The 26,031-nt window shown below is 66.2% G+C and carries 24 protein-coding genes; 9 read left to right on the top strand and 15 right to left on the bottom strand.

All coding sequences use genetic code 11. The features are described 5' to 3' along the window. The first annotated feature begins 25 nt into the window (after nt 1-25). Nucleotides 26-2,110 carry an ATP-dependent DNA helicase RecG gene (gene recG / locus RJ527_16340; protein ID WND75592.1) on the top strand — a complete coding sequence of 695 codons (2,085 nt, stop codon included), beginning with the start codon at nt 26-28 and terminating at the stop codon, nt 2,108-2,110. Between the two features lie 9 nt (nt 2,111-2,119). On the opposite strand, the gene RJ527_16335 is transcribed toward recG, so the two are convergent. From RJ527_16335 to RJ527_16325, 3 genes are read right to left on the bottom strand one after another with little or no spacing between them, the layout of a single operon-like run. After that, nucleotides 2,120-2,989 (bottom strand): DUF502 domain-containing protein, encoded by an 870-nt coding sequence (locus RJ527_16335; protein WND75591.1) that lies wholly within the window; start codon nt 2,987-2,989, stop codon nt 2,120-2,122. A 54-nt stretch (nt 2,990-3,043) separates the two neighbouring features. Further along, complete coding sequence (locus tag RJ527_16330) at nt 3,044-3,934, bottom strand: alpha/beta hydrolase (GenBank protein ID WND75590.1); 891 nt, start codon at nt 3,932-3,934, stop codon at nt 3,044-3,046. A 31-nt stretch (nt 3,935-3,965) separates the two neighbouring features. After that, nucleotides 3,966-4,310 carry a cyclic nucleotide-binding domain-containing protein gene (locus tag RJ527_16325; protein ID WND75589.1) on the bottom strand — a complete coding sequence of 115 codons (345 nt, stop codon included), beginning with the start codon at nt 4,308-4,310 and terminating at the stop codon, nt 3,966-3,968. Between the two features lie 162 nt (nt 4,311-4,472). On the opposite strand from RJ527_16325, the gene RJ527_16320 reads away from it, so the two are divergent. Next, the gene (locus RJ527_16320) at nt 4,473-4,919 is read left to right on the top strand and encodes an NUDIX hydrolase (protein WND75588.1); all 447 of its coding nucleotides are present in this window, start codon (nt 4,473-4,475) and stop codon (nt 4,917-4,919) included. A 13-nt stretch (nt 4,920-4,932) separates the two neighbouring features. Here RJ527_16320 and RJ527_16315 read toward each other — a convergent pair whose 3' ends face one another. From RJ527_16315 to RJ527_16295, 5 genes are all read right to left on the bottom strand, one after another. After that, complete coding sequence (locus tag RJ527_16315) at nt 4,933-6,288, bottom strand: HlyD family type I secretion periplasmic adaptor subunit (protein ID WND75587.1); 1,356 nt, start codon at nt 6,286-6,288, stop codon at nt 4,933-4,935. After that, entirely contained in the window at nt 6,285-8,711 is a 2,427-nt protein-coding gene (locus RJ527_16310; protein ID WND75586.1) for an ATP-binding cassette domain-containing protein, read from the bottom strand. The genes RJ527_16315 and RJ527_16310 overlap by 4 nt, the downstream gene beginning before the upstream one ends. 4 nt (nt 8,712-8,715) lie before the next feature. Then, on the bottom strand, nt 8,716-10,359 hold the full coding sequence (locus RJ527_16305) for an ATP-binding cassette domain-containing protein (GenBank protein ID WND75585.1): 1,644 nt from the start codon (nt 10,357-10,359) through the stop codon (nt 8,716-8,718). A 117-nt stretch (nt 10,360-10,476) separates the two neighbouring features. Continuing rightward, the gene (locus RJ527_16300) at nt 10,477-11,298 is read right to left on the bottom strand and encodes a DUF2927 domain-containing protein (GenBank protein ID WND75584.1); all 822 of its coding nucleotides are present in this window, start codon (nt 11,296-11,298) and stop codon (nt 10,477-10,479) included. A 54-nt stretch (nt 11,299-11,352) separates the two neighbouring features. Further along, nucleotides 11,353-12,648 carry a hypothetical protein gene (locus tag RJ527_16295; GenBank protein WND75583.1) on the bottom strand — a complete coding sequence of 432 codons (1,296 nt, stop codon included), beginning with the start codon at nt 12,646-12,648 and terminating at the stop codon, nt 11,353-11,355. 186 nt (nt 12,649-12,834) lie between these two features. Here RJ527_16295 and fliG point away from each other — a divergent pair, with 186 nt between their 5' ends. After that, entirely contained in the window at nt 12,835-13,854 is a 1,020-nt protein-coding gene (gene fliG, locus RJ527_16290) for a flagellar motor switch protein FliG (GenBank protein WND75582.1), read from the top strand. Nucleotides 13,855-13,876: 22 nt separating this feature from the next. Here the strand turns inward: fliG and RJ527_16285 are convergent, their stop codons facing one another. Both RJ527_16285 and RJ527_16280 read right to left on the bottom strand, forming a co-directional pair. Continuing rightward, entirely contained in the window at nt 13,877-15,658 is a 1,782-nt protein-coding gene (locus RJ527_16285) for an AsmA-like C-terminal region-containing protein (GenBank protein WND75581.1), read from the bottom strand. 58 nt (nt 15,659-15,716) lie between these two features. After that, nucleotides 15,717-15,938, bottom strand: a complete 222-nt coding sequence (locus RJ527_16280; protein ID WND75580.1) for a sulfurtransferase TusA family protein — start codon at nt 15,936-15,938, stop codon at nt 15,717-15,719. A 227-nt stretch (nt 15,939-16,165) separates the two neighbouring features. On the opposite strand from RJ527_16280, the gene RJ527_16275 reads away from it, so the two are divergent. From RJ527_16275 to RJ527_16255, 5 genes are all read left to right on the top strand, one after another. Further along, entirely contained in the window at nt 16,166-17,080 is a 915-nt protein-coding gene (locus RJ527_16275; GenBank protein WND75579.1) for a sulfite exporter TauE/SafE family protein, read from the top strand. Between the two features lie 194 nt (nt 17,081-17,274). Then, on the top strand, nt 17,275-18,186 hold the full coding sequence (locus tag RJ527_16270) for a sulfite exporter TauE/SafE family protein (GenBank protein WND75578.1): 912 nt from the start codon (nt 17,275-17,277) through the stop codon (nt 18,184-18,186). Nucleotides 18,187-18,188: 2 nt separating this feature from the next. Further along, nucleotides 18,189-18,935, top strand: coding sequence for a TIGR02186 family protein (locus RJ527_16265; protein WND75577.1), 747 nt, complete (start codon nt 18,189-18,191; stop codon nt 18,933-18,935). A 4-nt stretch (nt 18,936-18,939) separates the two neighbouring features. Continuing rightward, complete coding sequence (locus RJ527_16260) at nt 18,940-19,446, top strand: universal stress protein (GenBank protein WND75576.1); 507 nt, start codon at nt 18,940-18,942, stop codon at nt 19,444-19,446. A gap of 120 nt (nt 19,447-19,566) precedes the next feature. Continuing rightward, nucleotides 19,567-19,797 carry a hypothetical protein gene (locus RJ527_16255; protein ID WND75575.1) on the top strand — a complete coding sequence of 77 codons (231 nt, stop codon included), beginning with the start codon at nt 19,567-19,569 and terminating at the stop codon, nt 19,795-19,797. Here RJ527_16255 and maiA read toward each other — a convergent pair whose 3' ends face one another. Both maiA and RJ527_16245 read right to left on the bottom strand, forming a co-directional pair. After that, on the bottom strand, nt 19,798-20,451 hold the full coding sequence (maiA, locus tag RJ527_16250) for a maleylacetoacetate isomerase (GenBank protein ID WND75574.1): 654 nt from the start codon (nt 20,449-20,451) through the stop codon (nt 19,798-19,800). Nucleotides 20,452-20,463: 12 nt separating this feature from the next. Then, nucleotides 20,464-21,204: an FCD domain-containing protein gene (locus RJ527_16245; protein ID WND75573.1), complete on the bottom strand. Its 741-nt coding sequence runs from the start codon at nt 21,202-21,204 to the stop codon at nt 20,464-20,466. A 194-nt stretch (nt 21,205-21,398) separates the two neighbouring features. Here RJ527_16245 and RJ527_16240 point away from each other — a divergent pair, with 194 nt between their 5' ends. After that, complete coding sequence (locus RJ527_16240; GenBank protein ID WND75572.1) at nt 21,399-22,166, top strand: aldolase; 768 nt, start codon at nt 21,399-21,401, stop codon at nt 22,164-22,166. On the opposite strand, the gene rpe is transcribed toward RJ527_16240, so the two are convergent. From rpe to tkt, 3 genes are read right to left on the bottom strand one after another with little or no spacing between them, the layout of a single operon-like run. Beyond that, nucleotides 22,167-22,823, bottom strand: coding sequence for a ribulose-phosphate 3-epimerase (gene rpe / locus RJ527_16235; protein ID WND75571.1), 657 nt, complete (start codon nt 22,821-22,823; stop codon nt 22,167-22,169). Between the two features lie 13 nt (nt 22,824-22,836). Beyond that, nucleotides 22,837-23,862, bottom strand: a complete 1,026-nt coding sequence (locus RJ527_16230) for a class I fructose-bisphosphate aldolase (protein ID WND75570.1) — start codon at nt 23,860-23,862, stop codon at nt 22,837-22,839. Between the two features lie 26 nt (nt 23,863-23,888). Further along, complete coding sequence (tkt, locus tag RJ527_16225) at nt 23,889-25,841, bottom strand: transketolase (protein WND78073.1); 1,953 nt, start codon at nt 25,839-25,841, stop codon at nt 23,889-23,891. Between the last annotated feature and the right edge of the window lie 190 nt (nt 25,842-26,031).

Raw genomic sequence — 26,031 nt, 5'->3', positions numbered from 1 at the left:
AGCCGTCGAAAAGGCTCCGCCCCAAATGCGCCCGGAAATCCTGTTCCCACTTTTCAAGCCCGTGACGACGCTGCCCGGCGTCGGCCCGCGCGTGGGTGCGGTGATCGAAAAGCTGTGCGGTGGCGGACGGTTGCTCGACCTGTTGTTCCATCTGCCGACCGGGATCGTCGACCGCCGCTACGCGCCCAAGATCGCCGAGGCCGAGGCCGGGCGCGTCGCCACCCTGACCGTGACCGTCGGCCCCCACGCCAAGCCCCACAACCGCCGCCAGCCCTACAAGGTCCAGGTCTCGGACGATTCGGGCATGTTGACCCTGGTATTCTTTCACGCCCGGGACGACTACCTGGCCAAGATCCTGCCCGAGGGCGAAACCCGCGTCGTCTCAGGCGTCATCGAACGCTACGGCGACAACCTGCAAATCACCCATCCGGATCACATCGTGCCGGTGGCCGAACGCGACCAGATTCTCAAGGCCGAGCCCGTCTATCCCATGACCGCCGGCCTGTCGCCCAAGACCTTCGGGCGTGCGGTGCTGGCCGCCCTCGAGGCCACGCCCGACCTGCCCGACTGGCTCGACCCCGCCGTCACCGCGCGGGAAGGCTGGACTGCCTGGCGCGACGCCATGACGGCCCTGCACCATCCGCAAACCCAGACCGATACGGCCCCCGACGCCCCCGCCCGCCGCCGCGCCGCCTATGACGAGCTGTTGGCCAACCAGCTTGCCCTCGCCCTGGTGCGCCGCGACATGCGCAAGGTGGCGGGCCGTACCGTGACCGGCGATGGCCGCATCATGGACCGGATCACCAAGGCCCTGCCCTTCAAGCTGACGCCGTCCCAGGTCATGGCCGTGGCCGAGATCACCGGCGACATGGCGGCCCCCGAACGCATGTTACGCCTGCTGCAAGGCGACGTCGGGTCAGGCAAGACCCTGGTGGCGCTACTGGCCATGGCGCGGGCGGTCGAATCCGGGGCCCAGGCCGTTCTCATGGCGCCCACGGAAATTCTCGCCCGCCAGCATTTCGCGACCCTGGAACCGCTCGCCAAGTCGGCCGGTCTGTCCATCGCCCTTCTGACCGGGCGGGAGAAAGGCAAGACCCGGGACGCGATCCTGGCCGACCTGGCCGAAGGCAGGACGGACCTTGCCGTCGGCACCCATGCACTGTTCACCGAAGACGTCGCGTTCAAGAACCTTGCCCTCGCCGTGGTCGACGAACAGCACCGCTTCGGCGTGCATCAGCGTCTCGCCATCACCGCCAAGGGCCGCAAGTGCGACGTGCTGGTCATGACGGCGACGCCGATCCCGCGCACCCTGATGCTCACGGCCTACGGCGACATGGAGGCCTCGCGCCTGATCGAAAAACCGCCGGGCCGCGCGCCCATCGATACCCGCGCCCTGCCCGCCGACCGCTTGGCCGAGGTCGTCGACGGTCTGACGCGCGCCCTTGCGACCGGAGCCAAGGCCTATTGGGTCTGTCCGCTGGTCGAGGAATCGGAAAAGATCGACGCCGCAGCGGCGGAAGACCGTTACGCCCATTTGAAACAGGTGTTCGGCGACCGCGTCGGCTTGGTTCACGGACGCCTGAAGGCATCGGAAAAAGACGCCGTCATGGACGCCTTCGCGAATGGTCCCGTGCAGATCCTGGTCGCGACCACGGTGATCGAGGTCGGCGTCGACGTGCCCGACGCCACGGTCATGGTGATCGAGCACGCGGAACGTTTCGGCCTGGCCCAATTGCACCAGTTGCGCGGGCGCATCGGGCGCGGCGCCAAGCCAGGTACCTGCCTGCTGCTCTATTCGCCGCCGCTGTCGGAGACCGCGCGGGCGCGGCTGAAGATCCTGCGCGAAACGGACGATGGTTTCCGCATCGCCGAGGAGGACCTGAAACTGCGGGGTGCCGGGGAACTGCTGGGCACGCGGCAAAGCGGCCTGCCGACCTTCCGCCTTGCCGACATCGCCCACCATGGCGACCTGCTGGCCATGGCGCGGGACGACGCGGCACTGACCCTTAACCGGGACGCGGACCTCAAGTCGGACCGGGGCGCGGCCCTGCGCGTCCTGCTCTACCTGTTCGAACGGGACGCGGCGGCGCGGACCCTGCGGTCAGGTTAGGTTGGCCTGTCAGGCCTTCTCGCCGTTCTTCGGCTTCTTGGTCCGCCCGCGTTCACCCGCCGGCAGCGATGCCTGTAATTCCTTTTGAATTTCGCCGGGGCGCTTGGCGGCCAGGACCACGGGCGTGTTTTCGGTTTCGCGCAGAACCTCCAGCTCTTCGTACACCCGGGCCGAGGTCACGGGCTGGTTCTTCAAGGCCGCCGGCCGCCGGTCGGGCGGCGTGACGATGCCGCCGGAAATCACCATCTTGATCGCTTCCTCGACGGACATGTCCAGACTGACCAAATCTTCCTTGGGCACGAACAGCAGGAATCCGGAGGTTGGGTTCGGCGTCGTCGGAATGAAGATGTTGATGCATTCCTCCTGCGTCACGTTCTGCACCTCGCCCGTCGTCGTGCCGGTGATGAAGGCGATGGCCCACATGCCGCGCCGGGGGTATTCGACCAATACCGCCTCGCGGAACGCATTCGACTGCTGCGCCAGCACCGTTTCCAAAATCTGCTTGGTCGCGTTGTAGACGCTGCGGATCACCGGCATGCGGTTGAGGACGTGTTCGCTCAGCTTGATGAAGAACCGGCCCATGAACCCCGCCGTCAGGGCGCCGGTCAGGGTCAGACCGACGATCAGCACGAACAGGCCCAGGCCCGGCAGGGCGAAGGGCAGATAGGTTTCCGGGTTGTACTTGACCGGGATCAGCGGCCGGATGGTGTTGTCCACGAAATGGATCAGCAGCCAAGCCAGATAGAAGGTGAAAGTGATCGGCGCCGTCACCAGAATGCCGGCGAAGAAGTAGGCCCGCATGCGCGGGAAGAACCCGGTCGACGGCGGTTTGGCGTCGGATGCGGGAGTCTGGTCGCCGTGTTGCGTCTCGTCACTCATATGAAGAAGTGCCTTCTGTTTCCCGGTTCAAATGTGAAAATTCTCAACCCCGTCTTACCCCCACGGCCCCTCGCCAAGGAAGTCGCGAAGCCGGGCGAAAGTATCGTCGGGCAACTCTTCGGCAAGAAAATGGCCGCAATCTAGGGTGCCGCCGGTCACGTCCCCGGCCCGTTCGCGCCACGCGGCCAGCACGTCGAACTTGCGCGCGACCAATCCCTTGGCGCCCCACAGGGCCAGCACCGGGCAGGTCAGCTTGGCGCCCCGCGCCATGTCGTCCCGGTCGTGGACCATATCGATGGTCGCCGCCGCGCGGTAGTCCTCGCAGGACGCATGAATGGTTTCCGGCATGGAAAAGCAGCGGACGTATTCGGCCATGGCCGCATCGTCGAACAGGGTCCCCTTGCCGCTCCACTGCCCCATCTTGCGGCGCAGGAAGAATTCCGGGTCGGCGCCGATCATGCGTTCCGGCAGATCGGCCGGCTGGATCAAAAAGAACCAATGATAATAGCCCGTGGCGAATTCCATGTCCGTCAGGCGGTACATGTGTTCCGTCGGCGCGATATCGAGCACGGCCAGCCGCGCCACTCTGTCCGGGTTGTCGGCGGTCAGGCGGTGGCCGACCCGCCCGCCCCGGTCGTGGCCGACCACGGCGAATTTCTCGAACCCCAGGTCCGTCATCAGGCCCGCCAGGTCGCCCGCCATGGCACGCTTGGAATAAGGCGCGTGCTCCGCGTCCGTCGGCGGCTTGCCGCTGTCGCCATAGCCGCGCAGGTCGGGCATGACCAGGGTGTAGTGCCGCGCCATCAACGGGGCCAGCCTGTGCCACATGGCATGGGTCTGCGGGTAACCGTGCAGCAGCAGAACCGGCGGCCCTTCGCCGCCCATGCGGAAATTGACGGCGACGCCTCCGATCTTCCGGCGATCCTGTTGAAAGCCGTCGAACATCAAGCGGTCCCTTGCCTCCCGTGCGATGGGATCACTTGCTCATCCGCCGGACGGTTTCCGCCAGAATCTTCAACAGGCCCTGAACGAAGGGGTCCGATTTTTTCATGCGGTGCTGGAAATTGGCGCGGTTAATGACGACCACGGTGCAGCCGCCGGCCGACCGGGCCGAGGCCGCCCGCGGCTTGCCGTCGATCAACGCCATCTCGCCGAAGATACCGCCGGCGCCGATGGTGCTAAGCACCTCCCCCGAACCCTCGCGGTAAATTTCGACGGACCCGCTCTGCACCAGATAGGCGAACAGGCCTTCGTCGCCCTCTTTGAAGATGCGATCGCCCGCCTGATACATTTTCCGTTCAAGCACGCCCGTGACCGACATGTCCGAACCCTCGTTTTCTGTCCGTATTCGGCCGACGCGCGACCGCTCACAACCCGTCCGGCGACGTTTTTCGTTTCCCGTTTCCAGGCATGCGCCGTTGCGGCTAGTGTACCCGCTCCACTCGCCAAGGGGAGTCTATTTTCCAATGCCCGCCCACCCCGCATGAGCCGCGAATATCCCGAACGTCCCATCGTCGGCATCGGCGCCGTCGTCCTCAAGGACGATCAGGTGCTGTTGATCCGCCGCGGCAAACCGCCGCGCCTCGGCAGTCTGTCCCTGCCCGGCGGCGCGCAGCGCGTGGGCGAAACCGTGCACGAAGGTGCGCTACGCGAGGTTATGGAGGAAACGGGCATTGAAGCCGAGGTCCTGGGCCTGATCGACGTGGTCGACAGCATGACCCGGGACGACGATGGCCGCCTGCAGTTCCATTACACCCTGATCGACGTGGTCTGCCGCTGGGTCGCGGGCGCGCCCCAGGCCGCCGGTGACGCCGCCGATGCTTTGTGGATGCCGCTCGCCGATGTGCCCGCCCTGGAGTTGTGGTCGGAAACCCGGCGCATCATCGAGCTGGCCGCGGAAATGGCCGACGCCCTGCCGCCGTCGGATTGACGCGCCGCTTTCTCTATAGAAGACGCCGGGGCGCCGATGCCGGCCGGAACAGATATTCCAGCAAGGTCCGCCGCCCCGTGCGCACGCGCACGCTGACCTCCATGCCCGGCAGGATTCTGTTGGCGTTGGGGTCTTCACCGATGAACGACTGATCCAGGACGACCGTGGCGCGGTAATAGGGCTTGCCGGACGCGTCCGTGAAGGTGCCGGCGGATACGTCGCGCAATTCGCCACCGACCAACCCCGCGCGCCCCGATCCCGCGCCGGTAATCTGCACGGCGACCGGCTGGCCCACGGTGACGCGGCTGATGTCGCGGGGGGCCAGACGAACCTCGGCGATCAGGTCGTCATCGACCGGAACGATCTCCATCACCGTCGCCCCCGCGGGCACGACGCGGTCCTTGGCATAGCCGCCGATGCCCTTCACGAAGCCCTTCACGGGGGCGCGGATGTCGAAGGCGGCAACCCGCGCCGCCAGTTGCTTTACCTCTTCCGAGGCCTGGGCCAGCTTGGCGGTGACCAAGCCGAACTCGGCCAGGGCTTCCTCGCGGCTTTGGCTTTCCAGGGCGTCGAGCTCAGTCTTCGCCTCCTCGACCGCCTGGGTCAGTTTCTCGCGGCGGGTGATGACCGTGGCCATGTCGCCGCGCACGTCGGCGACCTGACGGCGCACGTTGAGCAGAAGGATCTTGGGGCTCAGCCCCTTGCGGAACAGTTCTTCCCGCATGGCCAGTTCCTCGGCCAGGATCTGCGCCTTGCGGGTCAGGGTTTCGTCCTCGCCCTTCAGGCGGTCAAGGTCGGCCTGACGCTGTTGAATGCGCGATTCCAGGATGATGCGACGGTTTTCCTGGGCTCGCTGATAGCCGTTGTAGACGGCCCATTGGTCCTGCACGAGGGATTGGAACTGCGGGTCGGCGAAACCGAAATTAGGCTCGCGGCCGTCGCCGATGGCGCGCAGGCGTTCGGCCTTGAGGGCAAGCGCCGCCTCCTCGATGCGCGCCTGCTCGTACCGCGCCTTGATCTGTGCCGGGTCGAGACGCAGCAGCACCGCGCCCTGATCGACCAACTGGCCTTCCTTGGCCAGAACCTCGACCACCACGCCGCCCTCAAGATGCTGGACCGCACGCACCTGACCGGCGGGCACGACGGCGCCTTCGGCCTCGACCGTTTCCTGAACCTCGGCGAAAAATGCCCAGACCCCCACGGCCGCGACAAGAACGACGAGCCCCGCGATCATGCCCCGCGACCACTGGAGGCGACGGCCTTCCCCGGCCGACGCCGTGCCGTCTTCCAGCACGGCAAGGGCCGGTTGCCCCTGGGCCGGTGCCTGGGTTTCGGCGGTATAGGACGGAGTGGTGCCGGGCTGGGTCATTGTTCAGCGAGAGTCTGGCCGACCCGCCCTTCCGCGTAAAGCTGTTCAAGGACCGCCGACGACGGTCCCTCGGCGCGGGTCCGCCCGCCTTCCAGCCAGATCACCCGATCGGCCAGACGGATGATCTGCGGCCGGTCCGTGGCGACGATGACGGTCGTGGTGCCGCGCAATTCCTCGATGGCGCGCAGCAAGGCCTGTTCGCCGTCCGGATCCAAATGGCGTTCCGGCCCGTCGAGCAGCAGCAGGCCGCTGTGGCGAAGATAGCCGCGGGCCAGCCCAACGCGCTTCAAGAATCCCGGCTGCGGGTCGTGGTCGATCAACCCCATGTTGACGGCCAGGCCGAACCGCCGGTTGCCGCCGACACCCGTTTCCAACACGCGGATGTCCTCCATCACGCCGGCGAGATTGCAGGCGGATTGAATGTCCGCCTCTGAGGCGACCGGGTTCATCAAGCGTAAATTGTCCTCGATGGAGAGCGGCAGGAATTCCGGCGCCTCCGGCACGTAGGCCACGGACTGGCGCAGCTGCACGGGATCGAACAGCCCCGTTTCCACGCCGTCCAGGCGAGCATGCCCGGCGGCGGCGGGCTCCAAACCGACCAGCACCCGCAGCAGCGCCGACTTGCCCGATTGATAGTCGCCGACGACGGCGACGACTTCACCGGGATCGGCATAAAGCGACACGCCGTCGAGCGGCATTTCGATCCCCCCCGTGGACGCCGTGGACAGGCCGCTGACATCGACATGCCCGGCCAAGGTGCGCGGCGGCAAGGACGGTCGCGACGGGCTGCGCTCGGGCCGGATCGCATACAGGCGTCCCGCCTGGGTCAGGCCGCACCACAGGCGCGCGGCGCTGCCGGCCTCGTCCGTCACGCGGGCGGCGGCACGCAGGGCCACCGCCGTCAACAGGACCGATGCCGCCAGGGCGCCTTGGGTCAGGCCGTCGGAAAGGCTCAGATAGGCCCCGGCCACCGCCGTCGCGGCAACGGCGGCACCCGCGATCCAACGCCCGATCAAGGTGACACGGCGGGTCCGGTCCGCGGCATCGCGCCGGGTGCGGGCGGCCTCGGCGGCGGCGCGCGCGATCCGCCGGGCAACGGCATCCTCGCAGCCGGTCGCGATCATGTCGGCACGGACACGGGCGGATTCAAACCAGTGTTGGGCGAAGGCTCCGGCGGCGGCGACGGCCCGTGCCGTCGTGCTGCGCACCCCACCCCTCAGCACCCAACCTGTGACGGCGATGGCAAAGACCCCGGCGACGGGGACAGCAACCAATGCGCCCGCAAGATATGCCACGGCGGCAAGGGCGATCATCGCGGCCGGCAGGCCGAGGGCCGCCCGCACCAGCCGCACCGGCGGCTCGGCGCCGCCCGCGTGAAAATCATCGAACCGGCTGCGCCGCACGCCCGCAGTCGTGTCCTTCAGGGTTTCCGGCGGCAGGAACAGAGTGCGCGTCAGGGCGTCGAGGGCAAGGCCTTGCGCCGCCGTCGCCACGGGGACGGCCATGCGATCCCGCCAGGCACGGAACGGAATCTCGAACACCACGGCAAGCGCCGCCGCCCCGGCGAAGAACAAAATCATGGGCAAGGCCGCCGAGGGCACGGCATCGTCGAGCGCCACCAACAGCAACACCGGCGCGGCCAACGCCAGGATTCCCTGGACCAACGCCAAGGCTCCCAGGGCGCGCAGCCGGCCCCGCAGCAACGATCGGAGGAAGGCAACCGATTCCGCCGGTGGCGCGGCATCGCCCATCGGTTCGGCGGCGGTGAAGACATGCACCCGTCCGGCGCGCCGGTCACGGGCGATGGGCCGGCGGGTGCGTGTCGCCCCGTCGAACCCGGGCAGGGAATTCTGGCCGAACCGCTCCAGCACCAGGGTGTCGCCGGATCTGGTGATGAACAGGGCCGGGAAATCCTGCGGCCCCAATTCGTTCAGCCGGGCGCGGAACGACCGCGAGCGGTACCCGAGCCGGGTCAGAGCCGCCGCCGCGCCGGAAGCATCCAGCGGCGCGTTGAGGGTCGGCAGAGCCTCGACCACCTGGCGCGGCGTCCCATTCCAATCCAGGGCCTGAAGCAGTTCACGCAGGCAGTGGGCGATGTTGGTGCCGCCCGCCAGCGACGCCGCCATGGCCCAGTCGTCGGGCAGGTCCACGGCCTCGGACAGCGCCAGTTCCAGGTCCTGGGGGCTGGGCGGTGCCTCCTCGGGCGCCGGCTCGGCAATACCGACGGCGGCATCGGGCGACAGGGCCAGCAACGGCGGCGGCACCTGGGCGTGAGGATCGATCCCCTCCAACCGATTGAGGCGCAACGCGCGCCAAGGCCCCGGGGGACGAGTGGCCTCCGCTTCGACAACGCGGTCCAACCCCGCCGACAAGGCGCGGGTGAACAGGGCTTCCGTCGCTTCGAAATGAGGGATGCGGCCCACCGTCTCAGCCCTCCCCGTCCGGCCCCGGGAAGGGGGATGCCCCGCCCTCCTCGGCTTCGTCGCCGGCCGCGCCGATTTCCGGTGCCGGCTTCAGGCTGTCGAGGTCGATCTGGCGGTCGGCCATGGCGCGCAGTCCTGCCTGGGTCGAGGCGAAAACGATGGTGACCCGGCCCTTGAGCCGCGCCAGCACTTCCGAGACCGTGCGCACATCCTGGCTGTCGAGATTTTCCGTGGCGCGGTCGAGCAGCAGAATCTTGGGCTTGAAGGCAAGTGCGCGGGTCACCGCGACATGCTGCCGGAACCCGGCGGGAAAACCCGCCGCCCCGCCCTGCAAGCGCGTGTCGAACCCATCGACCAGACTGGCGGCCCGGGCATCCAACCCGGTCAGCCGGGCCGCGCCCAAGGCATCGGCGGCACGGCCGGAATCGAAGCCCGTCAAATTTTCCAGCAGGGTGCCCGGCAGGATATTGCCCAGGTTCGGCACATAAGCGATCTGGCGGCGGATACTATCGGGGCGATAGGCGGTAAGGTCATAGCCGTCGACGGTCACCGTTCCCGACTGCGGGCGTTCCAGCCCGGCCATCAGGCGCAACAGCGCCGACTGCATCTGGGCATCGCCGCCGGTGACCAGAACCATTTCGCCCACCTCGGCCTCGATGCGGATACGGTCGAACAGGTTCCGCGCCACGGCGCGCAGGCCGTCGGCGGGCTGGTCCAGGCTGACCCGGTTGAGCATCAGATTGCCGGTCACGCGGGGCAGCGGTTCCTGCGGCGTATCCGCGGCCGGTGCCGCCGCGTCACTCTGGTCTCGACCCGTCCGCGCCAGGGCCCAGGCAGCCGTGCCGCGAAACGCGCCGCGCACCAGGGCCGAGGAAATCAGCACCCCCGCCGCCAACTGCCCCACCGTGATCAACCCGTTCAGGCAGAGCACGGTTCCCGTAAGGATGGCCAGGACCAGGGTGGCGCGGTCGAACAGAGCCGCCGCCCGGCCGGCCGCGAACAGGGACCGCACCCGATTGCGGTCCGTCGTGGCGGCGTCGCGGGCAGCCCCCTCGGCCCGGCGCAGAATAAGGTTTTCCGCCCCCATGGCCTTGACCGTCCAGAGAACATCCAGGATGCGTTCGGCGATGCCGTCGGCGGGAGGCGCGGACTTCTCTCCGCGATGGATTACATGGCCCGCCCCCGCCGCGGCCATGGCAAGAAGGATCGCCGGCAACGCCATTACCCCCGCGAGGTAAGCCAGCGCCATGGCAAGAATGGGCAACCCGGTCAGAATCGATACATGGGACGCCGGCACCGAAATCGCGCCGACCGGCGGCGCGGCGGAAGACTCCCCCGAAAACAGGCGGGCGATGGCCGCCCAACTGCCGGCGCGCGCCTCTGCCTGGGCGGACGTTTCCGCCAACGACGCGACCGCCAGATCAATCGCGGCGCGCACGGCAAGCGCCGTGGCGACGGCCGCCGCGAGAAGGATCAGGTCATCGCTCCGCGCCCCCGGAAGGGCCCGGTCGAAAACCTGCAATATGAGCATGGGAAGGGTGAGCCAAAGCACCGCGCGGACCACGCCCGCGGCCGCAAGCTCCCAGCCCGCGCCGCGAGCGGACGCAGGACCGAAGACCGCACCGAAGGTCTCTGCCCGTGGAATCATGTCACCCCAGTTTGCCCGGCCAGGCCGCAGATGGGCCGGAACGTACCCCCAACCTACCCGTCAGGGGTTAACAATCCGCTACCCCTAAACGGCCTGAGCCCTTGAAAAGGTACGCTTTTACCGCTTCGCCGCCAACTGTTGGGCGATCAGCAGGCGAGCCATGATCACGGCCGCCTTGCGCGTCATGCCGGCGAACATGCGCTTGTGGTACAGCGTGCGGACCAGGATTTCGTCCGTCGGGCTCAGTTTGCGCAGCGTGTCGTGGTCGGAAAAGATCGACGGACGCAGAAAATCGGTGTCGTTCGGCAGGCCCAGGGACTGTGTCAGTTCCTCGAGCAGGCAATGGTCTATCAGGAAACCGTCGCGGTCCGTGTTGACGACGACGAAGGCGCGGTCCAAGGCGCCCATCCGCCCCCCGGCGAAGGACAGGAAATAACATCCGCCCGGCGCCGACAGTTCCTGCTGCAACTTGGCGCTGACGCCCGGGATCGGCACCTTGACCAACAGGTCGCGGGGCGTGAACACGATGGTCAGGCGCGGGCGCTTCTTGGCGGCAATGGAATCGACAAAGGACAGTCCCGTCAAATTTTCCAGCGTGCGCAGGTGGTTCCACGCGAATTTGGCCCAGAAATCCTGGGCCGGCACGGGCTTCAGTTCGCGCGTTCCCTCGCTCATGAATTGGGTCATATTGACGGCGATCTCGTCCGTGTCCCAGCGCAGCAGGGTCGAACGCGCGGCCAACGTCTTGGTTTCCGAACCGAAGGCGACGGTCTCGAACGCCTTCACCAGATCATCGACCGGCGGCAGGGCGCCGTCGGCGCGGGCGGTCGGGGCGGCACCGGCAAGGCCGATGACGGCCGCCAGAACAAGCACCGCGCAAAGGGCGGTTCGACGAATGGGAAATACCCATTTTCCAATGAGTTGCGTGAACTGGCGCATGCCGTTCGTCCCGGTCACCCTGCGGGCGGCCGGAAGCGGCCGCAAGACCGCAGTCTACTGCGTCAGGGTCCAGGACCGAAGCATGGATTCGGCGACGGGCCGAAAGCTGTCGAACGATCCCTCGGGGGCCGTGAACGACCAGATATGGGCGATGGTGCCTTCGGGCCGGGGCACGACGACGGCCCATTTGCGGTAGGCCTTGCCGGAATATTCATATCGGGCGATGAACTGAGAGCCGGGAGATTCAGCCAACTTGCCCTCGCCCAGCACGGTCATGCCGCGGGTTCCCGCCTCCAGCGCCTTCAACAGATCCGCCGTCGCCATGACGGCCGACTCGTCGCCCGTCCGCGCCCCCGCCGGATTGACGTTCTGCACGGAAACGACGGCGTCGTGGGACGCCGCCCCTTCCGGGCCGCTGAAGGTCGCCGTGAAGGCCGTCGGCTTGGACACCGTCCATTGCTTGGGATAGTCCATCAGGAAGCCGTAGCCCGGTTCGACGAACCGCTTCATGTCGGGCGGCGGCGCCGCCGAAGGTCCCGGTTCGGGGCGGCCGGCGGCCATGGACGCGACGTGGTCGCCGGCCCGCACGGGCACGTTGACCGGCGTCTTCGGTGCCTTGGCGTCCGTGGCGTCGGCGACCGGCGCCTGGGCCGGACGTTCGCCCTCGCCCGGCACGAAGTTGGTCAGCACCCAATTGAAGATCTGAATGTGCTCGTCATAAAGGTCGAGCGGCGCCGTGAAGGTGAACACGAAATCCGTGCGGGCGCCGCGCGCGATGATGACCCGTGTTTTCGTGCGGTGGCCTTGATAGATGGCGTCGATCGCCGGCAGGCCCGCGACGGCGGTGGTGCCGTCCGCCAGCTTGCGCAGCCAGGGCCCCCGTTGTTCGTTCAGGTAATGCGATTCCAGGCGCCCCTGCATGCCCGTGAGCGGCACCAGCGGATTGCTGTCGCCGGTCTGCAAATTCATGACATAGCCTTTGGGCGAGCGCACGGCGACGTGCATTTCCTTGCCCCGGTGGGACACTGCGACGCCGGCCGGCAGCGGCAGGGAGAACCCGCGCGCCGGATGAATGAACAGGCTCGGCTCCTTGGTCATCTGGACCTGGGATTGCTCACCCCCGCTACCGCCCGTGCCGTCGCTGTTCCCCGGCTGCGCCTGACGCACCACGGAACCGCCGCCCTGACGATCCAGCGGCAGGGCCACGCCGGGCCGGTTGATGTCCGGCCCGGTGATGCGTCCGGCATCGGCGGCATGGGCGGCACCCGCAGCGAGCGGCGCGGCCAGTTGCGCGATCAAGATCGCGGCGGCGGCCGGGCGAATGCGTGACGAGGGTGTGATGCGGAACATAAAATGTCTCCGGAATACGTATTTCAACTCCCTAAACCCTACGATATTCGGGTAAATGAGCTGTTAACCAATAAGGGCGTAAAGAAAGACATACGGCAGACAATTCTGGCTGATTTTTCGGTGGTCCGGGCGTAAGCTCTCGCCGCTCTTGTTGGTCTAGCTCTTGTAATCCCTTTCGGAGTGAAAATGGCCCGCATCAAGGACGACTATCGAGCCCTATCCGGCACGGAAAAAGCGGCGATCTTCCTGCTGTCCCTGCACCAGGACCAGGCGGCCCTGCTGTTCGAGCGCATGGACGACGAGGAAATCCGCGAACTGTCCGCCGCGATGTCGTCCCTCGGCAACGTCCATTCCTCGGTCATCGAACGCCTATTCGTCGAATTCGCCGACAAGCTGTCGTCGGCGGGTGGTCTGGTCGGCTCCATCGACGCCGCCGAACGTCTGTTGAAGGCCGCCTTGTCGGGCGAGCGTGTCGACAACATCATGGAAGAAATGCGCGGCCCGGCCGGCCGCACCATGTGGGACAAGATGGGCAACGTGAACGAAGCGGTGCTCGCCAACTACCTGAAGAACGAATATCCGCAGACCGTCGCCGTCATCCTGTCGCGCATCCGACCGGACCACGCGTCGCGGGTGCTGGCCTTGCTGCCGGAAAACTTCGCCATGGAAGTGATCATGCGCCTGCTGCGCATGGAGGCCGTGCAGAAGGACATCGTCGACCACGTCGAACGCACCCTGCGCAACGAGTTCATGACCAACCTGGCGCGCACGGCCCGGCGCGACAGCCACGAGTTGATGGCCGACATCTTCAACTCGCTCGACCGCAACACGGAAAACCGCTTCATGACGGCGCTCGAGGAACGCAACCGCGAAAGCGCCGAGCGCATCAAGCAGCTGATGTTCACCTTCGACGACCTGATCAAGGTCGACCCGGGCGGCATCCAGACCCTGCTGCGTCAGGTCGAGAAGGAACAGCTGGCGCTGGCCCTCAAGGGCGCGTCGGACGAGGTCAAGGATCTGTTCTTCTCCAACATGTCGGAACGCGCCGGCAAGATGATGAAGGAAGACATGGAGGCCATGGGGGCGGTGCGCCTGAAGGACGTGGACGAGGCTCAGTCGGCCATCGTGCAGGTCGCCAAGAACCTGGCCGACAGCGGCGAAATCGTCATCGCCACCGGCGACGAAGAAGGCGAACTGGTGTTCTAAACACGCTTCTTCATTCTGCCCTCTACCGCGCCAGCAACACCTCCCACAACGGGCCCGACACCACCGGCGGGGCATCCTTGCCCTCGAACACAGGCGATGGCTGAAACGTCACCGTGACATCGCCCGACGGCATGTCCCAGGTCAGACCCGCGCGGGCATGGCCGACCTCGAAATCCAGAAGCAGTTCCTCGCTGGCGACCAGACCGCCCTCGATCGTGAAGTCCATGGACGCGCGGCCGAGCCCGATCGACCGCTTGTCCTTGTCGACCGCGCGTTGCAGGGGCGATCCGAAGATGCGCCCTTCCGACAGCGTCACGCGCCCGCCGCCCGATGTGGCCGCCAGCATCTCCGGCCCCGAGGCCCCCACCGCCAGAACATCCAGATTGCCGTGCAGGCGGCCGTCGACGCCGTGCCCGCCCAGCAGGCTGGCCGTCATCAGGGCGGCATCCAGGTCGCTGCCCGAAAGCGCCAGGGACAACGCCGTCTTGCCCTCATTCGCCGTGGCTTCCAAGCGCGCGCTGACCGTGCCGCCGAACAGCGGCAGCGAGCCGACATCGGCCGCCAGGTTCGGCTCCCCCGTGCGCCACGACAGGCCGATTCCGCCCGCGCCCAGGTCGATCCCGGGCACCTTCAGGCGCGCCCATTTGATCCGCCCCCGCCCACCGATGGCGAAGCGGCGCGGCGCCGACCCCGCCGCCGGCTGAAACAATCCGGCCAGGCGTGCCGCGGCGACCGCGTGACGCATGTCGAAGGCCCCGGCCTCCAGGTCCAATTCAATCAGCGGCAGTTTGTCGTCCAGGTCGACGGCGACGCGCCCCGTCATGTCCGTCGCGCCCAGGATCAGGCTGCGAAGCGCAAGGTCGATGCGCCCGCCCTTCACGTCCGCCTGCAGGCGGGCCGAGGTCTGACCGATCAGGTCGGCCGGGGTCGGCGGCCAGGCGGCGGCCAGGGCCTTGGGATCATCCAGGTCCAGGTCGATCCCGGCACTCAGCGCCCAACGATGACGATGGGCCACGGTGCCGCGCACCAGGAGACTGCCCGGCGCCGCGTCGAGCATGACCTTGAACGGCACGCGGATGCCGTCGCGGAAATCGTTGAGACGGTGCAGTTCGGCCTCGACATAGACGGGCTCGCTCCGCAACCGGGCATCGCCGCGCAGGCGCAGCACGCGGCCCTCGGACGCGCGCGCGATGCCGGCCTCCATGGAAATGCCGTCGAGGGTGACGTCGCGGTCGAGCCCCGCGTCGGTATACCGCAAGGCGCCGCCCTCGATCGTCAGCGCCGCGATCTCGGCCCCCGGCAGACCGGATACCTTGAAGGCCGGCGTCCCCGGCGGCGGCGCCTCGCCGTCCAGACGCGGCTTGCCCCGGATGCTCCAGTTATTGACCCCATCCGGGCCGCGGTCGAGCCGCAGGCTGGGCCGCACCAGGGCAAGGCGGCGCGCCCGCACGGCGCCGCGCGCCAGGGCCCATAGGTCAAGATCGGCCTCCAGCCGCGCGATGCGCAACAGCGGCGGGCTGTCCACGGGAACGAAACGGTTGCCCGGCAGACGCAGGATGACGTCATCGGCGTCAAGCCCCGGCGTCCCCCAAAAGCGCAATTGGGCGCTGCCCTTGACCTCGACCTCGTAGCCCGTGACCCAGCCGCCGACGGCGGCGATCAGACGTTCGGCACCGACCAGAATGGGCACCGCGGCGGCGCAGAGCGTCAACCCCACCGCCACGGCAAGCACCAGGGTCAGACGCGCCAGGGGCCGCGCCCCCCCGGCGTCGGCGTGTTCGGTGATGTACGGAGGTTCGGTCAAGGTGCGCTATCCGCTCCCCGTCGTGGCCCGCTCTCCATCGTGGCAGATGCCGTCATGGTCAGGTCTTGCGCACGACGATGGTAAATTCCCCGCCTTCGGCGCGGCTTTCGACCAGGCCGTAGCCCGTGGCGGCGCAGAATTCCTCGAAATCCTTGGGCGCGCTGGGATCCGTTGCGATCACCGTCAGCGTATCGCCCGCCGCCAGCGGCTTCAGGGCCTTTTTTGCCTTGAGAACGGGAAGCGGGCATTTCAGGCCGCGCGCATCCAAAGTCTCCGCCATGTCGTTACCCTCAAGATCGATTAGGAAGTTCGCATTTTTCGGGATGCGCCGTGCCACCGCAAGACCAATCGGCGGCCTAATTACATGGTTACACGGAAATTTCCCACTTCCGGGGCTTTTCTTGGCGGGCGGACGGGACTACAACGTGCGGGCCGCGACCCGCCCCGGCCCGTCCCGGCAACACGCACCGCTCTGTTGATTTCCCCTAGATCCGTCAGGAAGCTGATTTGGATATCTATATGCCCATCGCCGAAATGTCGGTGAACGTTCCCCTTATTCTGGCGGTCGGCGCCGGCGTGGGGCTTCTGTCGGGTCTGTTCGGGGTCGGCGGCGGGTTCCTGATGACACCGCTGCTGTTCTTCATCGGCATCCCCTCCGCCGTGGCCGTGGCGACAGGGGCAAGCCTGATCGTCGCCGCGTCGATTTCCGGGGTGCTGGCCCATTGGAAACGCGGCAACGTCGATTTTCGCATGGGCGGATTCCTTCTGGTCGGCGGCGTCGTGGGGTCGTCGATCGGGGTCTGGCTGTTCACCGTGCTGCGCGAACAAGGTCATATCGACCTTGTCATCCGCGTCAGCTACGTCGTGTTCCTGGCGATCATCGGCGGCCTGATGCTGGTGGAAAGTGCCCGCGCCATGATGCGCAAGAAAAAGAACCAGTCCCGCCGCGACCACATGCACAATTGGCTGCACGGCCTGCCGTTCAAGGTCAGGTTCCGCCGTTCCCGGCTGTACATCAGCGCCCTGCCGCCGCTTGCCGTCGGCCTGTTCGTCGGCCTGCTGGCCGGGATCATGGGCGTGGGCGGCGGCTTCGTCATGGTGCCCGCGATGATCTACGTCCTGGGCATGCCGACGGCGGTGGTGGTCGGCACGTCCCTGTTCCAGATCATCTTCGTGTCGGCCAACGTGACCATCCTGCAATCGGCGACCAACCAGACGGTGGACATCGTGCTGGCGCTGATTCTGTTGGTCGGCGGCGTGCTCGGCGCCCAGTTCGGCGCCCGCCTGGGTGCCAAGATGCAAGGCGAACAACTGCGCGGGCTGCTGGCGCTGATCGTTCTCGGGGTCTGCGCCAAGCTGACCTACGAGCTCGTCCTGCAACCGGCGGACCTGTTCTCCATCGCCGAAGTCGCCCGCTATTGACCCCCGTTCGGCGGGTACGGTGACGAATTCTGTCCCGATTTCGGGAAAATCGCCGATCCACGGCAAATTAAGGGTTTTACAGTGCAGAGTGCTATATTATTACTTTCTATGGGGGCACAGGATTTCCTTGTAATTTCACGCGGTTACAAACCTGACCCGCAGCATTTTCGCGCTAAGCCCACCGGGATACAGAGTTGGATATCTACCTCCCCATCGCCGAGATGTCGGTCAACGCATTCGCGATTTTCGGCATGGGCGCAGGCGTTGGGTTTCTTTCCGGACTTTTCGGCGTGGGCGGCGGCTTCCTGATGACCCCGCTGCTCATCTTCACCGGCATTCCGCCCGCCGTCGCCGTGGCGACCGAAGCCAACCAGATCGTGGCCGCATCCGTGTCCGGCGTGCTGGCCCACTGGAAACGCGGCAACGTCGACCTGAAAATGGGCATGGTACTGCTGGTCGGCGGCGTGCTCGGCTCATCGGTCGGGGTCTGGCTGTTCACCGTGCTGCGCGAACTGGGCCAGGTCGATCTGGTCATCAAGCTTTGCTATGTCGTGTTCCTGTCGATCATCGGCTTTCTGATGCTGATCGAAAGCATGCGGGCGATGATGGCGCACAAGCGCGACGTGCCGCGCCGCCAACATACGCACAACTGGCTGCACGGCCTGCCGTTCAAGATGCGGTTCCGCCGCTCGCGCCTGTACATCAGCGCCCTGCTGCCGCTCAGCGTCGGTATTTTCGTGGGGCTTCTGGCCGCCATCATGGGGGTCGGCGGCGGCTTCGTCATGGTCCCGGCCATGATCTACCTGCTCGGCATGCCGACGTCGGTCGTCGTCGGCACGTCCCTGTTTCAGATCATCTTCGTCACCGCCAACGTCACCGTGCTGCAATCGGTGACCAACCAGACCGTGGACGTGGTGCTGGCCTTGATCCTGCTGTTCGGCGGCGTCATCGGGGCCCAGTTCGGCGCCCGGTTCGGCGGGCGCATCCGCGGTGAACAACTGCGCGGCATGCTGGCGCTGATCGTGCTCGCGGTCTGCGCCAAGCTGACGTACGACCTGGTGGCGACGCCCGTGGATCTTTACTCCATCGGCTTGGCGGGGCACTGACGATGCGACACCTGATTCCCTTCCTGACAATCCTGCTGGCGCTCACCCTGCCCGGCCGCGCCCAGGCCCGCGACATCACCATCGATCTGACGGACCCCATCGTGTCGATCACGACCGGGTTCACGGGCACGGACCTGTTGCTTTACGGCGCCGTGAAGCAGGCTGGCGATCTGGTCGTCGTCGTGCGCGGCCCGGCCCGGGACGAGGTCGTGCGCCGCAAGGAGAAGGTGCTGGGCGTATGGGTCAACCGCGACGAACTGGTGTTCGACAAGGTGCCATCCTATTACCGCATCGCCAGCAACCGCCCGCTCAAGGAATTCATGAACCCGGAGGACGCCGACCGTCTGCAAATCGGGCTGACGAACCTCGACCTGCGCGCCAAGGTCTCGGGCAAGCTGCTGCCCGAAGCGCCCTATGATTTCCGCGAAGGCCTGATCCGCAACCTGCAACGCATCGGCCTTTACATGACCAAACCGGACAACGTGGTGTTCCTGTCCGAACAACTTTTCCGCACACGCCTGCGGTTTCCGGCCAACGTCTCGGTCGGCACCTTCACCATCGAGGTCTACCTGTTCCGTGACAACAAGCTGCAATCGACGGCAACGACGTTGCTGACCGTGCGCAAGTTCGGGGTCGAGGCCCAGGTCTACGACCTCGCCCATCGCTACTCGCTGGCCTACGGCGTGCTTGCCGTGATCATCGCCGTGGTGGCAGGATGGGCGGCGAACGCGGCATTCCGAAAGGGATAATCCGATGACCGACGCCAAACAGCCGACCGGCGCCGACCAGCCGGGCGACGACCAGCTGACGTTCCTCTGTGTCGTCGACCGATCCGAGGAAATGTCCCGCGCCGTGCGCTTTGCCAGCCTGCGGGCGCGCAACGCCAACCGCCGCGTGGCCCTGCTTTACGTGACCGAACCCGCCGAATTCCAGCACTGGATGGCGATCGGGGAGCGCATGCGCGAGGAAGCCCGTGAGGAAGCCGAGGAAATGGTCCAGGCCGTCGCCTCGGTGGTGCAGCGCATCACGGGCAAGATTCCGCCGGTCTACATCCGCGAGGGCAAGGTGGCGGAGGAACTGATCAAGCTGATCGACGAGGAACAGAACATCGCCCTTCTCGTCCTGGGCGCCGCGACCGGCAACGAAGGTCCGGGGCCGCTGATCGAACTTCTGGTCGAAAAACAGGCCGGGCGCCTGCGCGTGCCGATCACCATCGTGCCCGGCAATCTGACCGACGCGCAGCTCGACGCGATCTGCTGACCGTTCGTTCCCTTCCGTCCGCCGGCTCCGCGCCGACATTTTCTAGCCGCATTCCCGCGCGACCCTCTGATCCTGGCCGGCGACAGCCGGCACAGGCATTCGATGGAGGAGCGTGAAGCCATGAAGAACGGAAATATCCCAGCAAACCCGAGTTTTCCCACTGTCCATATCGTCGACAGGGTGCGCCGTCTTGCCGGTTATCCGGCCCTGCGACCGCGCAAGGAACCGCTCCTGGACGAGGTCATGGCCGATCCGATCATCCGTCAGCTGATCGCCGCCGACGATCTCAGCGAACGCGACGTGCGCCGCACCATCGAACGGGTTCAGTCCGGCCTGCGCCTTGAGAACTAGCTAGCGATGTTCGGGATTGGGCCCGGGATAATCCGGCTGCATTTCCGGGCCCGCCAGACGAAAGGCGTCCAGTTCGGCACAGGCGGCGTCGATCCCCAGGATCAGGGGAAACTTGTCCAGCGCGAAGCCGTACCAGCGCGCGTTGAACAGCACGGGCACCAGGTAAATATCGGCAATGCTCGGGCTGTCGCCGTAACAGAACGCCGTCTTGCGCGGCCGCTGGCGCAACATCGTCTCCAGCGTTGTCAGGCCTTCGGTGATCCAATGGGCGTACCAAGCCATGGATTTGTCTTCGCTCCAACCTTCCTCGTCGGTCAGGTAATCGCGGACCCGGTGGTTGTGAATGGGGTGGATTTCACAGGCGATGAATTGGGAAAATGAAATGGCGTCCATCCGGTCCTTCGGGTCCTCCGGATAAACGGACGGGTCCGGATAGGTCCGCTCCAGCCAATCGATGATCGCCGTCGATTGGCTGAAGACCCGGCCATCGATCTCCAGCGCCGGTAACAGCCCCTGCGGGTTCACGCGCCGATATTCCTCGGACCTCATGTCATCGACGGCGATGTAATCGTAAGGCACATTTTTCAGGTTCAGGGTGGTTCGAACCCGTTGCCCGGCGGAGTTCCGATACCGGGAATACAATTTGATGGTCATGTTTCCGATCCTTTAGTTGGCTGGGCCGGACCATTTGTCGAGGGCCCGTTTCAGGTCTTCGAAATGCTGGGTCATCACCGCCCCCGCACGTTCGGCGGACCGGGACCGGATCGCCCTGGCAATCGGCCAGTGCTCTTCCTGCAACCCTTTCCATTCCTCGATGGGCACGGCTTCCTTGAAATCGAGGGCGCGGTACTCCTCAAGGGCCATGAGGATCATCTGCGCCAGATAGTCGTTACCCGAGGCCAGGGCGACAGCGGTATGAATTTCCATGTTCAGGTCGGTTTCCCGGGAGTCGGGGGCCGTCATTTCGCCCATCAGGATGATCGGGCGCTCGATCGCCCGGATTTGTTCCTCGCTGGCATTGACCGCCGCAAGGCGAGCGGCCTGCACCTCCAGCAACGCGCGCACCTCCCAGATCTGCAACAGGGATTCGCGCCGGTCGATCAGGTGGCGGCGGCGCAGATCATTGGCGTCCAGCGCGCGGACGGCGCGCACATAACGCCCGTCGCCATGGCGGCTTTCGACGATGCCTTGCGATTGCAGCACGCGGAAGGCCTCGCGCAAAACCGGCCGGCTGACCTGCCAGCGTTCCGCCAACATCCGCTCGGGCGGAAACTTGTCGCCCACCTGCAAGGCACCGGATTCGATCAGCCCCATGATCTGCTCGATGATCGACTGATGGCGGAGAACCGCCTTGACCGGGGAAAACGACAGGGCCGCGTCCGTTTTCGCTGAGGGTTCGAGCACCATGGCGTTCTCCGTCTATTCGGCCGGGCGGGCGGAATGCCCTCGCGTTGCGTCATCCTACAGGTATCCATATCAAACAAAAACTGGAATACATAGATAATTGGGTTGCCCAATTATAAGCCGGAAGATACCTTTCGCCATCGGTCTCGGCCGTCCCATCCCATTCGCCCCCCTCTTCATGCAAAGGAGCCCCAACGATGGCGCAAACCCAGAAACAGGCAATCGAGGAAATGACCGCGGCCTTGGCGGGCGAAAAGATGCCCGACTGGTCCGTGCAGCAGCGCCTGGCCGTGGGGTGCCGGATTTTGGCGGCGCATGGGCACGGCAGCGGCCTGGCCGGACAGTTCACGGCACGCGGCGACGCGCCGGAAACCATGTGGACCCTGCCCTACGGCCTGGGCTTCGAGCAGGCGACGGCATCCGATTACCTGCTGGTGGACAAGGACCTGAAGGTCATCGAGGGCAAAGGCACGCCGAACATGGCGAACCGCTTCCACATCCATGTCTACCGCGCACGCCCCGACGTGCAGTCCATCGTCCACACTCATCCGCCCTATTCATCGGCCCTGTCGATGATCGGCGCGCCGTTGCGGGCCGCCCATATGGATACGATGGCGTTCTTCGACGATGTCGCGCATTTGCCCCACTGGCCGGGCGTGCCCTTCGGCGACGAGGAAGGCGAGATCATCACCACGGCGATGGGCGATAAATCCGCGATCCTGCTGGCCCATCACGGTCAGCTTTGCGCCGGCAACACTGTGGAGTCCGCCTGCGTCATGGGGATTTTCTTCGAACACGCGGCGCGCATCCAACTGGCGGCGATGGCGGCGGGGGAAATTCAGGACGTCGACCCGGAACTGGGCAGGCTTGCCCACGACTGGCGCCACAAACCGGAAGCGATGAACGTCACGTTCCGGTATTTCGCGCGGGCCGTCCTGGAACAGCCGGCCCATCCGCTAAGCTGATCAGGCGGCGGCTGTCCGCAGCGCTCCTATGGTGGCGGCGTAGTCGTCGCCCTTGAACACGGCGCTGCCGGCGACCAGCACGTCGGCCCCGGCGTCGACCACGGACTTGATGGTGTCCGTGTTGACGCCGCCGTCAACCTCAAGCTCGATGGGACGGTTTCCGATCATCTCGCGGATGCGTTTGATCTTGGGCAGTTGCGACGGCATGAAACTTTGCCCGCCGAACCCCGGATTGACGGACATCACCAGGATCAGATCCAGGCGGTCGAGCACGTATTCGATGGCGGCCTCATTGGTGCCGGGATTGAGCGACACCCCCGCCTTCTTCCCCAGATCCTTGATCATCTGGAGCGAACGGTCGAGGTGCTTGTCCGCTTCCGCGTGGACCGTGATGATGTCGGCCCCGGCATCGGCATATTCCTTGAGGAACGGCTGCGCCGGATCGATCATCAGATGCACGTCCAAGGGCTTGGCCGTGTGCGGGCGGATCGCCTTCACCACCATGGGGCCGATGGTCAGGTTGGGCACGAAATGCCCATCCATGACATCGACATGCACGTAGTCGCAGCCGGCGGCGTCGATCGCCCGGATTTCCTCGCCCAGCCGCGCGAAGTCGGCGGACAGGATGGAGGGGGCGATCTTGATGTCCCGGCCCATGGCGCCGCCGCCCTTAGGCGGCTTTCTCCGCGTCGGCGGCGTAGGTCCCGGCGCAGGCGGCGCTGTTCAACTGGGCGCGCTTCAGCAACGCTGCCTGGGCGGCGGGCACGTTTCCGGCCTCGCCCTTCCAGGCCTTCAAGGCACTCTGCTGCAAGGCGCGGCCGTAGGAATAGCTGAGCGCCCAGGGCAGCGGGCCGTGATTGGCGTTCATGGCGTTGAGGTTGCGGGTCGCTTCCTCTTCCGACTGGCCGCCGGACAGGAACATGATGCCGGGCACCGCCGTCGGCACGCAACGCTTCAACACCTTGACGGTGCGCGCGGCGATTTCGTCGGTCGAAGCCTGCTGCGGACAATCCGACGCGGAAATGATCATGTTCGGCTTCAGGATCGTGCCCTCGAGCTGAACACCTTGCAGGTAAAGCTCGTGATAGACCGCTTCCAGGGTCTTGGTCGTGACCGCTTCGCAGACGTCGATGGTGTGGCTGCCGTCCATCAGGACTTCCGGCTCGACGATCGGCACCAGCCCGCCTTCCTGGCAGATGCGGGCATACCGCGCCAGCGCATGGGCATTGGTGTGGATGCAGTAATCGGACGGAATGCCGTCGCCGATGGTGATGACGGCCCGCCATTTGGCGAAGCGCGCCCCCAGCTTGACGTATTCGGCGACCCGTTCGGGAAGCCCGTCCAGGCCCTCGGTGATCTTTTCCTTGGAGGCACCCGGCAATGCCTTCGCCCCGCCGTCGACCTTGATCCCCGGAATGACGTTTTCCGCCTGCAACAGCTGCACCAGGGTGGTGCCGTCGTCGGCCTTCTGGCGGATGGTTTCGTCATACAGGATGGCGCCGGAAATGAACTTGCCGATACCCTTGGTGCGGAACAGCAGTTCGCGGTAATCGCGGCGCGCCGTTTCCGTGGATTCGACCCCGATGGAATCGAACCGCTTCTTGATGGTGCCCGTGCTTTCGTCGGCGGCCAACAGTCCCCGGTGGTTGTCGACCATTTCCCGCGCCGTGGCGGCCAAAACATCGAGGTTCATCATACGTCCCCTGTATCCCTGCGTTGTCCCTAGTTTAACCGTGATTTGGCTTCGGCGACCACGGCGTCCGCCGTGATGCCGAAATGCTTGTAAAGTTCGCCCGCCGGCGCCGACGCGCCGAACCCTGTCATGCCGACGAACCCGCCGTCCGCGCCGATGTAGCGGTCCCAGCCCATGCGGATGGCGGCTTCGACCGCGACCCGCGCCGTGCCCGGGCCCAAAACCGCGTCGCGGTAGGCCTGGTCCTGTTCCTCGAACAGCTCCCACGACGGCATGGAAACGACCGCCGTGGCGATGCCGTCGGCCTGCAACGCGTCCCGCGCCGCCATGGCGATGGAAACTTCGGAGCCGGTCGCCATCAGCGTCACCTTGCGAGCACCCTCGGCTTCGGCCAGGACATAGGCGCCCTTGGCCGACTTGTTCTCGGCCCCGGCGTCCTTGCGCAGCAGCGGCACGCCCTGGCGCGTCAGCACCAGGCCGGACGGGCCGTCGAACCGCTCCACCGCCAGTTCCCAGCATTCCGCGGTCTCGACCGGATCGCAGGGCCGGAACACGGCGAAGTTCGGCATGGCCCGCAGGCTGGCCAGGGTTTCCACCGGCTGGTGGGTCGGACCGTCTTCGCCGAGACCGATGGAATCGTGGGTCAGCACATAGACCACGCGCTGTTCCATCAGCGCCGACAGGCGCATGGCGCCGCGCATGTAATCGGCGAACACCAGGAACGTCCCGCCGTAGGGAATGAACCCGCCATGCAGGGCCATGCCGTTCATGGCCGCGGCCATGCCGTGCTCACGCACGCCGTAATACATGTAGCGGCCCGAGAAATCGTCGGGCGTGACGGGCTCCAGCCCCTTGGCCTTGGTGTTGACCGAGCCGGTCAGGTCGGCGGAACCGCCGATCAGTTCCGGCACGGCGGCGCAGAGCATGTCGAGGAACTTGCCCGACGCCTGCCGGGTCGCCCATTTCGGGGCTTCCTCGACAACGGCCTTCTTGTAATCGAGAACCGCCTGTTTCCAGCCGTCCGGCAGCGTGCCGGCCACGCCGCGCTCGAACGCGGCCTTGTCCTTGGACCCGTCAAGCCGTCCCAGCCATCCGGCGCGAACTTCCGCCCCCCGGTTGCCGGCCGCACGCCAGGCGTTCAACACGTCGGCGGGAACCGTGAATGGGGCATGGGGCCAGCCCATCTTTTCCCGCGCCAGGGCAAGCTCGTCGTCGCCGAGCGGCGCGCCGTGGGTGCCCGAGGTGCCCTGCTTGTTGGGCGCGCCGTAGCCGATGATGGTGCGGCAGGCGATCATGGAGGGCGTCTGCGTCCCCCGCGCCTTTTCAATGGCCGCGGCGACGGCGTCCGGATCGTGGCCGTCGACGGCCTGCACGTCCCAGCCGGAGGCCGTGAAGCGCGCCATCTGGTCGTCGGACACGGACAGGTCCGTGCCGCCGTCGATGGAAATGCGGTTGTCGTCCCACAGCACGATCAGCTTGCCCAGCTTCAGATGCCCGGCCATGGAAATGGCTTCGTGGCTGATGCCTTCCATCAGGCAGCCGTCACCGGCGATGACATATGTATGGTGATCGACCAGGGCGTCGCCGAAGCGCGCGTTCTGAAGCCGTTCCGCCAGCGCCATGCCGACGGCGGTGGCGATGCCCTGCCCCAACGGCCCGGTCGTCGTCTCGATCCCCGGCGCGTGGCCGTATTCGGGATGGCCGGCGGTCTTGGAGCCCAACTGGCGGAAGTTTTCCAGCTCGCTCATGGGCATGCCGGGATAGCCGGTCAGATGCAGCAGGCTGTAGAGCAGCATGGATCCATGGCCCGCCGACAGCACGAAACGGTCGCGGTCCGGCCATTTTGGGTCCGACACATCGAACTTGAGAAACCGGGTGAACAGCACCGTCGCCGCATCGGCCATGCCCATCGGCATGCCCGGATGGCCGGAATTGGCCCTTTGCACGGCATCGGCGGAAAGGAATCGGATGGCATTCGCCATGTCTTGATGGGATACGGCAAGGGCGGCCGACGCTTGCGCGGCCACGCTCGAACCGTTGTCTGGAGCCGTCATGGGAGTCTCCTGAAGCGGACGTCGCCGCCGCCCGACGAACCAGGGAATCTGGCCGGATTTCAGGACCGGACGGCTGCGGCATGAATAACCGTTCGCCGTGCCCAGGGCAAGCCGCCAA

Source organism: Thalassospiraceae bacterium LMO-SO8, from assembly GCA_031655335.1.
Classification (GTDB): domain Bacteria; phylum Pseudomonadota; class Alphaproteobacteria; order Rhodospirillales; family Casp-alpha2; genus UBA1479.
Note: the sequence above shows the minus strand (reverse complement) of the source record. Positions and strands in the feature narration are given on the sequence as shown.

Coding starts and splice junctions, on each gene's coding strand:
- recG (WND75592.1), top strand. CDS start 26: ATGCGCCCGGAAATCCTGTTCCCACTTTTCAAGCCCGTGACGACGCTG.
- RJ527_16335 (WND75591.1), bottom strand. CDS start 2,989: ATGAGTGACGAGACGCAACACGGCGACCAGACTCCCGCATCCGACGCC.
- RJ527_16330 (WND75590.1), bottom strand. CDS start 3,934: ATGTTCGACGGCTTTCAACAGGATCGCCGGAAGATCGGAGGCGTCGCC.
- RJ527_16325 (WND75589.1), bottom strand. CDS start 4,310: ATGTCGGTCACGGGCGTGCTTGAACGGAAAATGTATCAGGCGGGCGAT.
- RJ527_16320 (WND75588.1), top strand. CDS start 4,473: ATGAGCCGCGAATATCCCGAACGTCCCATCGTCGGCATCGGCGCCGTC.
- RJ527_16315 (WND75587.1), bottom strand. CDS start 6,288: ATGACCCAGCCCGGCACCACTCCGTCCTATACCGCCGAAACCCAGGCA.
- RJ527_16305 (WND75585.1), bottom strand. CDS start 10,359: ATGATTCCACGGGCAGAGACCTTCGGTGCGGTCTTCGGTCCTGCGTCC.
- RJ527_16300 (WND75584.1), bottom strand. CDS start 11,298: ATGCGCCAGTTCACGCAACTCATTGGAAAATGGGTATTTCCCATTCGT.
- RJ527_16295 (WND75583.1), bottom strand. CDS start 12,648: ATGTTCCGCATCACACCCTCGTCACGCATTCGCCCGGCCGCCGCCGCG.
- fliG (WND75582.1), top strand. CDS start 12,835: ATGGCCCGCATCAAGGACGACTATCGAGCCCTATCCGGCACGGAAAAA.
- RJ527_16280 (WND75580.1), bottom strand. CDS start 15,938: ATGGCGGAGACTTTGGATGCGCGCGGCCTGAAATGCCCGCTTCCCGTT.
- RJ527_16265 (WND75577.1), top strand. CDS start 18,189: ATGCGACACCTGATTCCCTTCCTGACAATCCTGCTGGCGCTCACCCTG.
- RJ527_16260 (WND75576.1), top strand. CDS start 18,940: ATGACCGACGCCAAACAGCCGACCGGCGCCGACCAGCCGGGCGACGAC.
- RJ527_16255 (WND75575.1), top strand. CDS start 19,567: ATGAAGAACGGAAATATCCCAGCAAACCCGAGTTTTCCCACTGTCCAT.
- maiA (WND75574.1), bottom strand. CDS start 20,451: ATGACCATCAAATTGTATTCCCGGTATCGGAACTCCGCCGGGCAACGG.
- RJ527_16245 (WND75573.1), bottom strand. CDS start 21,204: ATGGTGCTCGAACCCTCAGCGAAAACGGACGCGGCCCTGTCGTTTTCC.
- RJ527_16240 (WND75572.1), top strand. CDS start 21,399: ATGGCGCAAACCCAGAAACAGGCAATCGAGGAAATGACCGCGGCCTTG.
- rpe (WND75571.1), bottom strand. CDS start 22,823: ATGGGCCGGGACATCAAGATCGCCCCCTCCATCCTGTCCGCCGACTTC.
- RJ527_16230 (WND75570.1), bottom strand. CDS start 23,862: ATGATGAACCTCGATGTTTTGGCCGCCACGGCGCGGGAAATGGTCGAC.
- tkt (WND78073.1), bottom strand. CDS start 25,841: ATGGCGAATGCCATCCGATTCCTTTCCGCCGATGCCGTGCAAAGGGCC.